This window comes from Variovorax sp. TBS-050B, assembly GCF_029893635.1.
GTDB lineage: Bacteria > Pseudomonadota > Gammaproteobacteria > Burkholderiales > Burkholderiaceae_C > Variovorax.
This window is the reverse complement of sequence record NZ_JARXYR010000002.1, coordinates 2,238,743-2,253,855: the sequence shown is the minus strand read 5'-3', so window position 1 is coordinate 2,253,855 and position 15,113 is coordinate 2,238,743. Positions and strand designations below refer to the sequence as shown.

Sequence of the window (15,113 nt, the reverse complement as noted above, 5' to 3'; positions counted from 1 at the left end):
CACGGATGGCCGCGGCCGGGCCTCAGTTCTTCCGGACCGCGACCGTGGCGTGGTCGGCGATGCCGACGAGATCGAACAGGCCCGCGATCAGGCGGTGGGCATCGACGAACTGGACCCGCTCGCCCTGCCCGTCGCGCGCGCGCACCCAGGCCAGCAGCGTGCCGGCCGCGGCGAGGTCCATGCGCAGCAGCGCGGCGCACGAAATGACGGGCGTGGTGCTGTTGCGCAGTTCGGCATCGAGCCGCTGCAGGCTGGAATGCGCCTCGCCGCGCAGATCGCCCGCCAGCGCCGCGAAACCGGTGTCGTTGGACGGGAAGCTCTCCGATTCGCCGCTGGAGAGCAGCGACCAGACGGAACTGGGCTGGCCGCCGGACGGCGGCGCCAGCGCGACGCAGGTGCCCTTGGGATCCTGCCACGACGGCGGCGAAACCTCGTAGGTGATGCAGTAGTTGAGCGCCACCAGTTCGAAGTCGTCGGGCATGTTCATCATGCGCAGCGCCGCCAGGTGCAGCTGCCACCAGACGTCCGCCGTGCCGCGCTCGTTGTTGGGCGTGGCCTCGGCCAGCACCGACTGCAGCTTCGTGGAACCGAGGAAGCGCAGCTGCACCGGCGAATCGGCCCAGTGGGCGAACAGCACGCGCAGCGGGGCGGCGGCGTCGGGCTCGATCGCGGTCAGGGCGCGCCAGTCGAGCGTCCACACCGGGCCGGCCTGCGAGAGCGCGCGCGTGAGCTGCACCAGGCCGTCGCGCGCGAGGCGCGCCGGGCAGGCCCAGTCGGCGCCCGCCGGGGCGAGGTCGGCGAATTCGCTCGCCGCCACCGTCCTGACGTTGCGCGCCAGTTCGTCGAGCGGCACCCAGTCGGGGCCCATGCGCTTCATGCGCTGCGCGTAGCGCATGCGCGCGGCGGCGAAGCGGGTGGCGTCGCCGGTGGCGCGGTACAGGTCGAACAGTGCGCGCCAGCGGGCGTCGTCGCGCTCGACGGCGGCCTGGGCCTGGCTGTCGCCTTCGGCGGCCGGGGGGGCGCTCTCGGAGGCCAGGGCCTGCAGAAGAATCGCCTCGGCGCCGGCGTCGTCGCCGTGCGCGAACCGGATCACGGCCTCCTCGAGCGCGCCGTCGCGCGCGAGTCTGGCCGCGCGCAGCGACGCATCGCCGGCGGCGGCCGAAACCGCAGGCGTCGCAGCAACGGCCGGCGCCGGTGCCGGCGCAGGGACGGGTGCCGCAGCCGGCGCCGCGAGCATCCGCGCCAGTTCGCCGGGGTCGGCGGGCGGCGGCAGGGTCTCGGCGCCGGCGTCGGGCGGCGCGGTGGCCAGCGTCTCGCCGTTCGGGCCGCGGCCCTTCCACCATTGCTGCGACATCTGCTCTTCGATCTCGTCGATCTTCTTGAGCGTGAGCGCGCGTCCCTCCGACTTCTCGGTGGTGGTGCTGTTCACGTTGAAGGACGACGGCGTGACCGTTCCCTCGAACGCATGGGCCGCCGCTTCGCGCTGGCGAAGCTTGCGCAGCATGTCGAACTCGCGCCGGCGCACGAAGTCGTTGCGCTGGCGCCGTTCGATGATTTCCTTGAGCATTTCCCGGCTGTAGGCCGGGTCGGGCAGCGTGGAATCGGCGGTCGCATCCAGTTCCGACCAATCCTTGAGCGGATTGCGGACGAATTTCGCCACCTTGGACAGAAGGCGGCCCGACTCTTCCTTTGGCATCGGCGAGCGTTTCGAGGCGAAGCGGCGTCGTCTTCCGCTCAGTCCCCGAACATCTTCTGCTTCAGCTCGCGGCGCTGCTGCGCTTCGAGCGACAGCGTGGCCGTGGGCCGTGCCAGCAGGCGGCCGACGCCGATGGGCTCGCCGGTCTCGTCGCAGTAGCCGTAGTCGCCGTTGTCGATGCGCTGGATCGACTGCTCGATCTTCTTGAGCAGCTTGCGCTCGCGGTCGCGGGTGCGCAGTTCGAGCGCATGCTCTTCCTCGATGGTGGCGCGGTCGGCCGGGTCGGGCACGACGACCGTGTCTTCACGCAGGTGCTCGGTGGTCTCGCCGGCGTTTTCCAGGATGCCGCGCTTGAGTTCGACGAGCTTCAGGCGGAAGAACGCCATCTGCTTCTCGTTCATGTACTCGGAATCGGGCATGGCGATCACTTCGGCGTCGGTCAGTTCGGCAGCCGACTTGGCCTTCCAGTTGTTCGCGAGCTTGGGGTCTTTCTTGATGGACACGGGCGGAGGAGGCACCAGCGCGTTGGAGGGTGCCTGGGAAAAGGAGGATTTGGCCGCGGTGGAAGCCACCGATTGCGGCATGGAGGGCACGGTCAGCTGCGACAGCCGCGACACGCGGCCGCCCTTTGCAGGAGCGGGGGCCGCGGTCTGGGCGGGCGTCGAAGGTGTCGCCGTGGCGGAAGAAGAGGCAGAGGCGGCAGCCGTTTTTTTCATGGGGGTCGGAGGAACAGGGGAAACGGCAGCAGTGCGGCCGGCGGTTTTGGATGGCGACGGGTCCGCCGCCGCAGTCCTTGCCGTGCTCTTGGCCGGAACGGGACTGACGGGCTTGGCGGACTTCTTCGCAACGGTCGCGGACTCGGCCGTCTGCGTTGCTGGCTTCTTGGCAGCGCTGCCCTGCTTCGCGGCCGGGGCCTTGGCCACGGGAGAAACCTTCTTTGCCGCAGGTACAGCCGGCTTGGCGGCCGCCGCTTTCTTGGCGGCGGTCTTGGTGGCTGGCGTGGCCTTGGCGGCGGGTTTCTTCACGGTGACTGGCTCCTTGAACGAACTGGAACGCGCTTTCACTGGGTGTCTCCTCCCGAGGGAGCTGCTGCGGCCTTCAAATTCAGGCCGCGTGGGCTCCACGTCGTCGGAGTGCCCGCAGTGACGAACCCCGGGGTTATACCCCCGAAAGCCCGCCAGAAACCTGCGGCGCCCCGTGCCGCAAGCCGCGTTTCGTCGATCGGACGATGGGCGCGGCTCCCGGAACAGGCGCGCGATTGTATAGAGAACCCGTGTCGAAGTGGGATGTGCCGGACCCCGGTTGCCTCCGGTAGCATCGCCGGCGTTGCCGGAGGGGGCAACGAAGACCGCCGCACATCGGAAACCGCGCGGTCGATCCATCATTTCCAGAAAAGAGAAGCAATCTTGAGCAAAAAAGCAGTTTTGGGCACGCTGGCCGCCGCCATCGCCGTCGCCTACGGAGGAGCCACCTGGTGGGCCGGCTCGAAGATCGAGTCGGCCTATGCCACCGCGCTGGGCGAATTGCCGAAGCAGACCTCGCTGGTCCGCGTCGCCGACCGCAGCTACGAGCGGGGCTTCCTGGGTGCCGTGAGCACCGTGACGCTCGAGATCGGCTGCGCCGCCGACACCGCGGCGGCGCAGGCGCCCGGCGGCCAAGCCCGCCGAGCCCGCCGACGAGGCCGACAGCGACGACGACGCCGGCCCCGTCCCCTTCAAGACGATGCGCATCACCTTCCGCGACAGCATCCGCCACGGCCCGATCGCCGGCGGCACGCTGGCCGCCGCGGTGATCGACAGCGAACTGGTGTTCGACGTGAAGGGTCAGGCCGAGGCCGAGAAGCTCTTCGGCAAGGCCAAGCCGCTCACGGCCCACACCCGCGTCGGCTTCGACGGCGGCTACACCAGCGACCTCGCCGTGGCCCCGGTCAAGCTGGCCGAGGAAGGCAAGGCGCAGTTCGCGTGGCAAGGCGCGCAGGCCCGCATCGAGATGAACGGCGCACGCACCCACGTGCGCTACGAACTCACCATGCCGGGCCTGGACGTGGTCGACGCGCGCACCGGCGCCACGTTCAAGATGGGCAAGATCACCGGCAAGGCCGACATGGACCAGACCGCCGGCTGGATGCTCGCCACCGGCAAGACCGAAGGCCGGCTCGAGAGCCTCGAATTCGCGGCGCCCAAGGGCCTGGGCGGCGCCTCGGGCAAGCCGCTGCCGGCGGTGCTGCTGCAGAACGTCGACCTGCGCGGCGAGGCCACCATCCAGGACGGCCTCTACGCCTCGACCGGCACCCTCAAGGGCACGGGCAAGGTCGGCGACACCAGGATCAGCGGCTTCGAGATGAGCAGCGGCGCACGCCGCATCCATGCCGCGGGCTACAAGAAGCTTGCGGACGCCTGGATGCAGTCGGCGGCCGTCAACGGCTGCGGCAAGGGCGGCGGCAAGGCCTCCCAGGCCGCGATGAAGGCCCTCTTCGATCAGCTCGGCCCGGACCTCAAGGCCATGGCCAAGCACGGGCCCGAATTCGGGCTCGACAAGCTGCAGGTCGAGATCGACGGCAAGCGCGCCGAGCTGAGCTACTCCGTGGGCCTGGCCGGCGTGACCGACGAAGACCTCGCGGCGCCGGGCCAGATGCTGCTGATGAAGCGCGGCGTGCTCAAGGCGAGCGCGCGGCTGCCGATGCAGTGGATCGAGCAGGTCGCCGCCACCGGCGCCGAGAGCGGCCAGACGCCGCCGCCCGAGCTGGTCGCCGGGCTGGTCGAGCAAGGCGAGGCCCAGGGCTTCGTCAAGCGCGACGGCAGCGACGTGACGAGCCAGGTCGAGTTCAGCGAAGGCAGCCTGAAGCTCAACGGCAAGCCCATGGGCGCCGGCATGGCCGGTACGAGCAAATAAGAAGACTGCGCCGATCAGCCGTGAAACACCGCGGAACGGGCTTTGCCCGGCCGCTGGTGTTGCCCCCTGCAAGGGGGTTGGCGCAGCGACACGAAGTGCGCGAAGCCTGGGGGTGGACCTAGACCAGGCATTGTTCGAGCCCCTGCTCGAGGATTTCGCGCGGGAGCTCGATGCCGATGAACACCATGCGGCTCTGGCGTACCTCGTCCTTGCCCCATTCGGGGCCGAGGTCGCTGCCCATGAGCTGGTGCACGCCCTGGAAGATCACCTTGCGCTCGGTGCCCTTCATGTGGAGCACGCCCTTGTAGCGCAGCATGCGCGGGCCATAGATGTTGACGATGGCGCCCAGGAAGTCTTCCAGCCGCGCCGGGTCGAAGGGCCGGTCGGCCTTGTAGACGAAGCTCTTGACGTCGTCGTCCACGTGGTGGTGGTGGCCGTGGCCCTCGTGCTTGTGCGAGGGATGGTCGCAGTGCTCGCCATGCGCGTGGTCATGGTCGTGGTGGTCGTGGTCGTCGGCGCTGAGGAAATCGGGGTCGATGTCGAGCTTGGCGTTCAGGTTGAAGCCGCGCAGGTCGAACACGTCCGCGATCGGCACCTCGCCGAAATGCACCTTCTTCTGCGGCGCGCGCGGATTCATGTGCTTGAGGCGGTGGATCAGCGCCTCCGTCTCGTCGGCGCTCACGAGGTCGCTCTTGCTGATGAAGATCTGGTCGGCAAAACCCACCTGGCGGCGCGCCTCCTGACGGTCGTTGAGCTGCTGCGGCGCATGCTTGGCGTCGACCAGCGTCAGGATCGAGTCGAGCAGGTAGCTCTCGGCGATCTCGTCGTCCATGAAGAAGGTCTGCGCCACCGGGCCGGGGTCGGCGAGGCCGGTGGTCTCGATCACCACGCGGTCGAAGTCGAGCAGGCCCTTGCGCTTCTTCGCGGCCAGCAATTGCAGCGCCTCGCGCAGGTCCTCGCGGATGGTGCAGCAGACGCAGCCGTTGCTCATCTGCACGATCTGCTCCTTCGATTCGGTCACGAGGATGTCGCTGTCGATGTTCTCTTCGCCGAACTCGTTCTCGATCACCGCGATCTTCTGGCCGTGCGCTTCGGTGAGGATGCGCTTGAGCAGCGTGGTCTTGCCCGAGCCGAGGAAGCCGGTGAGGATGGTGGCGGGAATGAGGGCCATGGATGTGCTCCGGAAGCGGAAATGCGGGTTGGAAGGAACGGGCCCGGCAGTTTAGCCAATGCCACTCAGTTGCGTTGGCGCAGGGTCAAGCGGGCTTGCGGACCACCACCAGGCCCTTCAGGTATTCGCCCTCGGGAAACTCGATGGTCATCGGATGGTCGGGCGCGGCGCCCAGGCGTTCGCTGATGTAGCCGTCGACCTGGGCATCGATGCCGGCCGAAGCGACGATCTTGTGAAAAAGATCGGCACTGATGCCGCCGGAGCACGAGAAGGTCAGCAGCACGCCGCCGGGCTCCAGCAGCTTGAGCGCGAGGCGGTTGATGTCCTTGTAGGCCCGCGCCGCGCGCTCGGCATGCAGCGCCGTGGGCGCGAACTTGGGCGGATCGAGCACGATCGCATCGAAGCTGCGGCCCTGGTCGATGAATTCGCGCAGCACGGTGTTGACGTTGGCGTCGAGGAATTCCGCTTTCACGCCCGCCCCTTCGCCCGCGAAGCCGTTGAGCGCGAGGTGGTCACGCGCGCGATCGAGCGCGGGCAGCGAGGAATCGACCGACACCACCTCGGCGCCGTCGAGCGCGCCGGCCGTACGCAGGCCCGCGAGCGCGGCCACCGTGAAGCCGCCGGTGTAGCAGAAGCAGTTGAGCACCCGCCGGAAGCGCCGGTGCGCGGCGAGTTCGGCGAAGCGCTGGCGGCTGTCGCGCTGGTCGAGATAGAAGCCGGTCTTGTGGCCGGTCGCGATGTCGAGCGAGAGCTGCCAGCCGTGCTCGCGGATCGTGAGTTCGGTGGCGCCCTCCCCGCGCAGCCAGCCGGTGACGGGCGCGAGCCCCTCGCGTTCGCGGCCGCTCGCATCGGAACGCTCGTAGAGCTTCTGCAGCCCCGTGGCCTGCAGCAGCGCGTCGGCGATCACGCCCTTCCAGCGCTCCACGCCGGCCGAGAGGAACTGCGCCACCAGCGTGTCGCCGTAGCGGTCGACGATCAGCCCCGGCAGGCCGTCGGCCTCGCCGTGCACCAGCCGCACGCCGTCGCTCTGCAGCTCGAAGAGCCCGCGCGCGGCGACCGCACGCGCGCAGACCATGGCGAAGAAGGCCGGCATCGATGCGCTGCGTTTCGACGAAGCTCCAGGCCCGCGCGCGGATCTTCGAAGCCGGACTGAACGCCGCCCACGCCAGGAAGGCGCCGTCGTGCGACTCGACGCGCACCGTCTCGCCCGCATCGGCCCCGCCGCGCGCGATGGCGGAATCGAAGATCCAGGGATGGCGGCGCTGCAGCGAGCGTTCCTTGCCGGGCTTGAGGCGGAGGGTCTTCATGGTTTGTCGTTGTCCTTGTCGTCCCTGGCCTTGGCACGGGGGTGGGCGGCGTCGTAGGCCTTCGCGAGGTGCTGGAAATCCAGCCGCGTGTAGATCTGCGTCGTCGAGATGTTGGCGTGGCCCAGCAGCTCCTGCACCGCGCGCAGGTCGCTGCTCGACTGGAGCACGTGGCTCGCGAACGAGTGCCGCAGCATGTGCGGATGCACCGGCGCCGCGAGCCCCGCCTTCAGGCTGCGCTGGCGCAGCAGCTTCCACACGGCCTGCGAGGACATCCGCACGCCCGCGGCTGTTGATGAAGAGCGCCGCCGCGCCGTCCGGGTCGCGCTGCGCGGCCGCGCCGAGCGCCGCGCAATCGCCGCGCACCGCGAGCCATTCGCGCAGCGCCTCGGCCGCCTTGGCGCCGACCGGCACCAGGCGCCGCTTGCCGCCCTTGCCGAGCACGTTGGCTTCGAGCGATTCGAGGTCGATCCAGCCGCGCGCGGTGGCGCTCGCCCGCGCGTCGAGGCCGGTGAGTTCGCTCACGCGCAGGCCGCAGCCGTAGAGCACCTCGACGATCGCACCGTCGCGCGCCTCGGTCCAGGGGTCGGCCTCGGCATCGTAGAGCTCGGCGAGCTGCACCGCGTCGTCCACCGCCAGCGCCTTGGGCAGCGGCCGCGCGGCCTTGGGCGCATGCACGTCCTGCACCGGATTGAAGCCAACCCGCCCCTCGTTGCCGAGCCAGCGGTAGAAGCTGCGCCAGCACGAGAGCACGAGTGCGATGCCGCGCGGCTCGCGGCCCGCGCCCGTGCAGCTGCGCCATCCAGCGCCGCACGTGGGCGGTCTGCACCCGGTCGAGCGCGAGCCCGGCCTCGGCGGCGTTGGCCTGGAGCGTCGCGAGATGGAAGGCATAGAGCTCGACCGTGCGCGCCGCGAGCCGGCGCTCCACGCGCACGTGCGCGAGGTACTTCTCGACCCAGCCTTCGGCGCTGTCGGCGGCGTCAGTGGAGGTAGCCATGGAATGCATTGTTCACGACCGCGAGCGGCTCGCGCAACGCGCCCTTGAAGAGCATGCCCCAGCGCCGCCAGCAGCGCGTGCTCGCGGCGGCGTACTGCACGTCGAATTCCCGGTCGAAGCCGCTCGCGCGCACCAGCCTTTCCGCGCGCCACAGGTGGTAGGGCTCCGACACCACGATCACGCTGCGGATGCCCGCCGCCTTCAGCAGCGGCCGCGACAGCGCGAAGTTCAGCCGGGTGGAGGTCGAGGCCGGCTCCAGCAGCAGCGCGCCGGCATGGCCCTGCGCGCGGCGCATGCTGGGCCATGACCTCGGCCTCGATGCGGCCGTCCTCCTTGTCCACGCCGCCCGACAGCACCAGGTGCTGCACGCGGCCCGCCTGCGCGAGCGCGATGCCGGCATCGACGCGGCCCGTGAGGCAGGGATTGGGCTTGCCGCGCAGGTAGGCGCGGTTGCCGAGCACCAGCGCGGCATCGGCCGTGCGCGTGGGCGGGTGCGCGAGCGCCTCGGCGGCGCGGCGCCAGATGACGGCCGCGATCGCGAGGTACGCCAGCAGGCCGGCGATCAGCACCGTCCACAGCACCGGCCGCACGGCCCGCCAGGACCGGCGGCGCGGGCTCAAGGGCGCAGCCGCGAGAGCGCGCCCGAAGCCAGCTGGGCGATGCGCTCGAGGAAGTCGGTGCCCATGTCGGCGTTGAAGCGCTGTGCATCGGGCGAGGCCAGCACCAGCAGGCCGAAGGCCGGCGATTCGGCATCGGCGCGCAGCGGAATCAGCGCGATCGAGGCGGCACCGGCCGGCTCGGGCAGCCAGTTGGCGGCCTCGAAGCCCGAGTTGAGCCCGCAGTACGGCGAGGTCAGCGAGGTGGCGAGCGCCTTCACGTCGTCGCTGACCCACTGCGCGTAGGCCTCGTTGAGATAGTCGGCGCCGCAGTCCCAGACCTTGATGGCCGTCTGCGGCACCAGGAACAGCGACTGCAGGTCGACCGCGATGCGGTACGGCAGGCTGCGCGGGTCGCGCGTGGTCAGCAGGCCCGTGGTCCAGCGCTGCAGGCGGTCGGCGATGACCACGTTCTCGGTGCCGTGGCGCACCATGTCCATCAGGCGGTGCTCCAGCGCCTTGATCTTCTCGCGCAGCATCTCGGCCTGGCGCTCCTGCAGGCTCACGGCACGGTTGCCGTGCGGGCTGGTGAGCTGCACCTGCGCCAGCAGCTGCGCATGGCGTTCGAAGAAGTCGGGCGTGTTCGCCAGGTAGTTCGCGATGTCGTCTTCGGTGATCGGGTTCATGGCGTCGGCGTTGTTGTTGTGCGGGGTCGGAGGGGTCATGGCAGGTCGGGCACCTCGATGTCGCCCTCGAAGACGGTGGTGGCCGGGCCGGTCATCAGCACCGGCTGGCCCTCGCCCTGCCATTCGATCGTCAGGATGCCGCCGTGCGTCTGCACGTCGACGCGGCGGTCCAGCAGGCCGAGCCGGATGCCCGCCACCACCGCCGCGCAGGCGCCGGTGCCGCAGGCCAGCGTCTCGCCGGCGCCGCGCTCGAACACGCGCAGCTTGATGTTCGTGCGGTCCACCACCTGCATGAAGCCCGCGTTCACGCGCTGCGGAAAGCGCGGATGGTGCTCGATCTGCGGGCCCTGCTTGGCGACCGGGGCGGTGTCGACGTCGTCGACCACCTGCACCGCATGCGGATTGCCCATCGACAGCACCGCGACGGCCACGATGGCGCTCTCGGCATGGGTGCCGAGCGCCAGGTGCCAGGTGTGCCAGCCGCCCTCGGGCTGCGCATCGAGGCCGGCGGTGTCGAAGGGCACGCGCTCGGGCTCGAACACGGGCGCGCCCATGTCGACCGTGACGCGCCCGTCCGCGCCCATGCGCGGCTCGATCACGCCGCCGAGCGTCTGCACGCGCACGGCGGTCTTGTCGGTGAGCTTGTGTTCGGCCACGAAGCGCATGAAGCAGCGCGCGCCGTTGCCGCACTGCTCCACCTCGCCGCCGTCGGCGTTGTGGATCACGTACTGGAAGTCGATGCCCTCGGCCGGCGAGGGCCGCACCGTGAGGATCTGATCGGCGCCGACGCCGAAGTGGCGGTCGGCCAGGAAGCGGTATTGCGCGGCGCTGAGGCCCAGCGCGCCGCGCGTTTCGTCGAGCACGACGAAATCGTTGCCGGCTCCCTGCATCTTGGTAAAGCGGATTCGCATGGGCGGATTATCGCCATCGGCGCCGCCCATCACGCCGGCAGGGCCGCCGAGGCGGCCCGCCGGGCTCAGCCCTGGATGAACGCCAGCAGGTCGGCGTTGACCTGCGCCGCATGCGTGGTGCAGGTGGCGTGCGGCGCGCCGGCATACAGCTTGAGCTGGCTGCCCGGGATCATCTCGGCCGCGAGCTTGCCCGTGGCCTCGAAGGGCACCACCTGGTCGTCATCGCCGTGGATCACCAGCGTGGGCACGTCGATCTTCGCCATGTCGGGGCGGAAGTCGGTCTCGGAGAACGCGGTCACGCAGTCGATGGTGGCCTTGATCGAGGCCTGCAGTGCGATCTGCAGCGTCTGCTTGAAGACGCCCTGCGAGACCTTCGTACCCGGCCGGTTGGTGCCGTAGAAGACGGTGCTGAAGTCGTCGAGGAACTGCGCCCGGTCGGCCGCCAGGCCGGCGCGGATGCCTGCGAACACCGAGGCCTCGGGGCCCACCGGATGGTCGGCCGTCTTCGTGAAGAGCGGCGTCACCGCGCTGATCAGCGCGAGCTTGGCAACGCGGGCGCTGCCCTTGCGCGCGATGTAGCGCGTGACGTCGCCGCCCGCCCATCGAGAAGCCCGCGAGCACCACGTCCTTCAGGTCGAGCTTCTCGATCAGCTCGGCGATGTCGTCGGCGAAGGTGTCGTAGCCGTAGCCGGTCCACGGCTGGCTCGAGCGGCCGAAGCCGCGGCGGTCGAAGGCGATCACGCGATAGCCGCGCTCGGCGAAGAACAGCATCTGCGCGTCCCACATGTCGGCGCTGAGCGGCCAGCCGTGGCTGAAGACGATCGGCTGGCCGGTGCCCCAGTCCTTGTAGTAGAGCTCGGTGCCGTCGCGCAGGGTCAGTGTTGTCATGGTTTTTTCCTTGAGGTTGATGAAGGGAAACGAAACTCGCTCAGAGCGAGAGGAAGTGATGCACCTCGGGCCGCCCCGGCCCGACGTGGAAGCGCAGCGCCTCGGCCTGCAGGTCGGCGTCGGCCTGCGACACGCGGTGGTGCTGACGGAGGTGCTCGGCCCACGATGCCAGCAGGAACCATTCCATGATCCGCTCGGGATCGGCCGTGTGCTCGTGCAGGCCCCAGGCATAGGCGCCGTCGCGGCGGCGTTCGAGGGAGAGGCGCTTCATCACGGCCAGGAAGGCCTCGCGGTCGTCCCTGCGGATGCGGTACTCGACCTGCACCATCACGGGGCCCCGGTCGTGCGCCACCGGCTCGGCCACGAGCGGCTCGGGCCAGTGGTTCGAGGGCTGCAGGTCGGCCTCGCCGGTGGGCAGCTTCACGCGGTGGAACGCCAGGCCCGCCATCACCAGCCCGACCGCGCCCGCGACCAGCGTGAACGGCACGCCGATCTGCTGTGCCACCAGGCCCCAGCCCAGGCTGCCGGCCGCCATCGCGCCGTTGAACACCGTGAGGTAGACCGCCAGGCCGCGCCCGCGAACCCAGTTCGGCAGGATCGACTGGGCGACGCCGTTGAGCGTGGTCAGCGCGATGATCCAGCCCAGGCCCAGCAGCAACAGCAGCAGCACCGCGAGCCACTGCGGCGGCGCGAAGACCAGGCTGCTCATCACGCCCGCGGCGAGCAGCGAGGCCAGCAGCAGCATGCCGTCGGCATCGAGCCGCGCGCGCAGCCGCGGCATCACGAGCGCGCCGCCGATGGCGCCCGCGCCCACCGCGCCGAGCAGCACGCCATAAAAGCCCGCGCTGCCGCCGAGCATCTGGCGCGCCACCAGCGGCAGCAGCGCCCAGACCGAGCTCGCGAACACGAAGAACACCGCCGCGCGCAGCAGCACCACGTGCAGCTCGCGGCTGGCGCGGGTGTAGCGCAGGCCGGCCCGGAAGGCGCCGAGGAAGTTCTCGGACAGCCCGCTGTCCACCGCCGCCGGCCGCTTCCACCACAGCAACGCCGCGATCACGAACACGTAGCTCAGCACGTCGAGCCCGTAGGTGACGGCCGCACCGAAGCTCGCGAGGATCAGCCCGCCCGCGGCCGGACCGATCGAGCGCGCGATGTTGATGCCGAGCGAGTTGAGCGCCACCGCGCCCTTGAGGTCGGCGCGCGGCACCAGCTCGGGCACGATCGACTGCCAGGTCGGCCCCATCAGCGCCGCGCCGATGCCGCCCACGAAGGTCAGCGCGATCAGGTACTCGACCGTGAGCGCGCCGGTGTGCGAGAGCACCAGCAGCGCGCCGCTGACCGCCGCGAGCACCAGCTGCACGAAAATCAGGAAGCGGCGGCGGTCGAGGATGTCCGACAGCACGCCCGCCGGAATGGCGAGCAGGAACACCGGCAGCGTGGCCGCGGTCTGGATCAACGCCACCGCGGTCGGGCTCGCCGACAGGTCGGTGACCAGCCACGAGCTCGCCACGTCGCGCATGAAACTGCCGATGTTGCCGAGCACGGTGGCGGCCCAGAGCACCGCGAACACCGGCTGGCGCAGCGGCGCGAAGGCGCCGCGGGAAGCTTCAGCCATGTGCACGCTCCTTCAGGTCGAGCCAGGCGACGAGCAGGAAGCCGCCGACCAGGCCCAGGTGTTCGAAGAAGGCGTTCGCCGCCATGAAGCGCGCCTGCCCCATGGGCATCTGCCAGAAACGCAGCGCCACGAAGGTCGCCATCAGCGTGAAGCCCGCGAGCGCGAGCGCGCCGAGCCAGCGCCAGAAGCCCGCGAGGATCAGCGCCGAGGCGCCGAGCTCCAGCACGATCACTGCCACCGCCATCGGCCCGGCCGGCGACAGGCCGAAGTGGTTCATCTCGACGAGGGCCGCGTCGAAGTCCATCGCCTTGTTCAGGCCGCCCTGCAGGTAGGCCGCGCACAGCAGCAGCAAGGCGACCCAGCGCACGGCGGCGGAAGTGGTCCAGCGCATCGCCATCACACCGCCCAGCAGGCGCAGCCCAGCGCGCCCCAGAAGCTCTTGAGGTCGGCGATCGGCAGCTTGCTGCTCCAGGCCGTGGCGTGCTGGTGGCCGTGCACGTTGCAGTCGTTGGCGCAGGCGCAGGCCATGGCGGCCTTCCGCATCGCCTTCTGCAGCGGCGCGCCCTCGGCCGTGTCGGCCCAGCCCGCATAGCCCGCCGAAGGTGCGCGCGGGCGACCAGTCGGGCATCGCGGGCGGCGGCGCGCCCTCGTCGAGCGCGGCGAAGGGGCCGGCGCCCCAGACCACCTTGCCGCCCACCATCGTGAGCAGCGCGGTGGTGTCGGCGATCTCCGATTCGGCGCAGCCGAAGTAGTCGCGGTCGGGCACCACGAGGTCGGCGAGCTGGCCGGCCTGGATGCGGCCCTTCCTGCCCTCCTCGTTGGAGAACCAGGTCACGTTCTCGGTCCACATGCGCAGCGCCTGCTCGCGGTCCAGGCAGTTGCGCTGCGGATAGAGCTGCATGCCGCCCACGGTCCTGCCCGTGACCAGCCACGAGAGCGAGACCCAGGGGTTGTACGAGGCCACGCGCGTGGCGTCGGTGCCGGCCGAGACCTTGAGGCCGCGCTCCAGCATCTTCTTCACGGGCGGCGTGGCCTCGGCCGCGCCGGCGCCGTAGCGCGCGACGAAGTACTCGCCCTGGTAGGCCATGCGGTGCTGCACCGCCACGCCGCCGCCGAGCGCGGCGATGCGGTCCATCGACTTCTCGGAGATGGTCTCGGCATGGTCGAAGAACCAGTTCAGGCCGGCGAGCGGCGTGTCCTTGTCGACCTTCTCGAACACGTCGAGCGCACGGTCGATGGTCTCGTCGTAGGTGGCGTGCATGCGCCAGGGCCAGCGGTTCTGCGCGAGGATGCGCACCACGCCTTCGAGCTCGCCTTCCATCTCGGGCCCCATCTCGGGCCGCGGCTCGCGGAAATCCTCGAAGTCGGCGGCCGAGAACACCAGCATCTCGCCCGCGCCGTTGTGGCGGAAGTAGTCGTCGCCCTGCTTGTAGGTCGAGTTCGCGGTCCAGTTCAGGAAGTCCTGCTTCTCCTGCTTCGGCTTCTGCGTGAACAGGTTGTAGGCGAGGCGGATCGTGAGCTGGCCGTCGTCGGCGAGCTTCTGGATCACCGCATAGTCGTCGGGATAGTTCTGGTTGCCGCCGCCCGCGTCTATCGCACCCGTCACGCCGAGCCGGTTGAGCTCGCGCATGAAGTGGCGCGTGGAATTGAGCTGGTAGTCGAAGGGCAGCTTCGGTCCCTTGGCGAGCGTGGCGTAGAGGATGGCGGCGTTGGGCTTGGCGAGCAGCAGGCCCGTCGGGTTGCCGTGGCCGTCGCGCACGATCTCGCCGCCGGGCGGCGCGGGCGTGTCCCTGGTGTAGCCCACGGCGCGCAGCGCGGCCGCGTTGAGCAGCGCGCGGTCGTACAGGTGCAGGATGAAGACCGGCGTGTCGGGCGCCACCGCATTGAGTTCGGCCAGCGTCGGCAGCCGCTTCTCCACGAACTGGTGCTCGGTGAAGCCGCCCACCACGCGCACCCACTGCGGCGCGGGCGTGACGGCGACCTGGCGGCGCAGCATGGCCATGGCGTCGGCGAGGCTCCTCACGCCGTCCCAGCGCAGCTCCATGTTGTAGTTGAGGCCGCCGCGGATGATGTGCAGGTGGTTGTCGATCAGGCCCGGCAGCACGCGCCTGCCCTGCAGGTCGATCACGCGGGTGCGGCTGCCGGCGAGCGGCAGCACCTCTTCGGCGCGGCCCACGCGGAGGAAGCGGCCGTCCAGGATCGCCACCGCGTCGGCATTCGGGTTCGCGCGGTCCAGCGTGGTGAAGCGGCCGTTGTGCAGGATGAGGTCGGGGGTCTGGGTCTGGGCCATGGTCGTGGTGGGTGCGAGGGTGGTGGCGGCAAGGGCGCCGAGAGCGCCGAGGAACCGGCGGCGTTGC

9 protein-coding genes and 6 pseudogenes are annotated in these 15,113 nt (G+C 70.3%); 2 read left to right on the top strand and 13 right to left on the bottom strand.

What is annotated here, in order from left to right; genetic code table 11:
- Window positions 1-22: 22 nt before the first annotated feature.
- Together M2165_RS13530 and dksA are read right to left on the bottom strand one after the other, a co-directional pair.
- A complete protein-coding gene (locus M2165_RS13530) occupies window positions 23-1,660 on the bottom strand; it encodes an STAS domain-containing protein (protein ID WP_280815130.1) in 1,638 nt (545 codons plus the stop codon).
- A gap of 74 nt (window positions 1,661-1,734) precedes the next feature.
- Complete coding sequence (gene dksA / locus M2165_RS13525; protein WP_280815129.1) at window positions 1,735-2,721, bottom strand: RNA polymerase-binding protein DksA; 987 nt, start codon at window positions 2,719-2,721, stop codon at window positions 1,735-1,737.
- Between the two features lie 261 nt (window positions 2,722-2,982).
- Here dksA and M2165_RS13520 point away from each other — a divergent pair.
- Together M2165_RS13520 and M2165_RS13515 are read left to right on the top strand one after the other, a co-directional pair.
- Window positions 2,983-3,270 (top strand): annotated as a pseudogene (locus M2165_RS13520) (DUF945 family protein); the annotation flags it as partial.
- A gap of 148 nt (window positions 3,271-3,418) precedes the next feature.
- The gene (locus M2165_RS13515; protein ID WP_280815128.1) at window positions 3,419-4,588 is read left to right on the top strand and encodes a DUF945 family protein; all 1,170 of its coding nucleotides are present in this window, start codon (window positions 3,419-3,421) and stop codon (window positions 4,586-4,588) included.
- A 118-nt stretch (window positions 4,589-4,706) separates the two neighbouring features.
- Here the strand turns inward: M2165_RS13515 and M2165_RS13510 are convergent, their stop codons facing one another.
- From M2165_RS13510 to M2165_RS13460, 11 genes and pseudogenes are all read right to left on the bottom strand, one after another.
- Window positions 4,707-5,759 (bottom strand): GTP-binding protein, encoded by a 1,053-nt coding sequence (locus M2165_RS13510; RefSeq protein WP_280815127.1) that lies wholly within the window; start codon window positions 5,757-5,759, stop codon window positions 4,707-4,709.
- A gap of 85 nt (window positions 5,760-5,844) precedes the next feature.
- Window positions 5,845-7,066: pseudogene (locus tag M2165_RS13505) on the bottom strand (class I SAM-dependent methyltransferase).
- Window positions 7,063-8,060: pseudogene (locus tag M2165_RS13500) on the bottom strand (tyrosine recombinase XerC). The pseudogenes M2165_RS13505 and M2165_RS13500 overlap by 4 nt, the downstream one beginning before the upstream one ends.
- Window positions 8,044-8,355 (bottom strand): YdcF family protein, encoded by a 312-nt coding sequence (locus tag M2165_RS13495; protein ID WP_280815126.1) that lies wholly within the window; start codon window positions 8,353-8,355, stop codon window positions 8,044-8,046. The pseudogene M2165_RS13500 and the gene M2165_RS13495 overlap by 17 nt, the downstream one beginning before the upstream one ends.
- Before the next feature lie 49 nt (window positions 8,356-8,404).
- Window positions 8,405-8,521, bottom strand: a pseudogene (locus tag M2165_RS13490) (YdcF family protein); the annotation flags it as partial.
- A 155-nt stretch (window positions 8,522-8,676) separates the two neighbouring features.
- The gene (locus M2165_RS13485; protein WP_280815125.1) at window positions 8,677-9,381 is read right to left on the bottom strand and encodes a DUF484 family protein; all 705 of its coding nucleotides are present in this window, start codon (window positions 9,379-9,381) and stop codon (window positions 8,677-8,679) included.
- Window positions 9,378-10,253 carry a diaminopimelate epimerase gene (gene dapF, locus M2165_RS13480; RefSeq protein ID WP_280815124.1) on the bottom strand — a complete coding sequence of 292 codons (876 nt, stop codon included), beginning with the start codon at window positions 10,251-10,253 and terminating at the stop codon, window positions 9,378-9,380. Before dapF ends, M2165_RS13485 begins: the two co-directional genes overlap by 4 nt.
- Before the next feature lie 65 nt (window positions 10,254-10,318).
- A pseudogene (locus M2165_RS13475) lies at window positions 10,319-11,141 on the bottom strand (alpha/beta hydrolase).
- A gap of 40 nt (window positions 11,142-11,181) precedes the next feature.
- Window positions 11,182-12,756, bottom strand: a complete 1,575-nt coding sequence (locus tag M2165_RS13470) for an MFS transporter (protein WP_280815123.1) — start codon at window positions 12,754-12,756, stop codon at window positions 11,182-11,184.
- Window positions 12,749-13,147: a DoxX family protein gene (locus tag M2165_RS13465; protein WP_280815122.1), complete on the bottom strand. Its 399-nt coding sequence runs from the start codon at window positions 13,145-13,147 to the stop codon at window positions 12,749-12,751. Before M2165_RS13465 ends, M2165_RS13470 begins: the two co-directional genes overlap by 8 nt.
- Before the next feature lie 5 nt (window positions 13,148-13,152).
- Window positions 13,153-15,046 (bottom strand): annotated as a pseudogene (locus M2165_RS13460) (amidohydrolase).
- Between the last annotated feature and the right edge of the window lie 67 nt (window positions 15,047-15,113).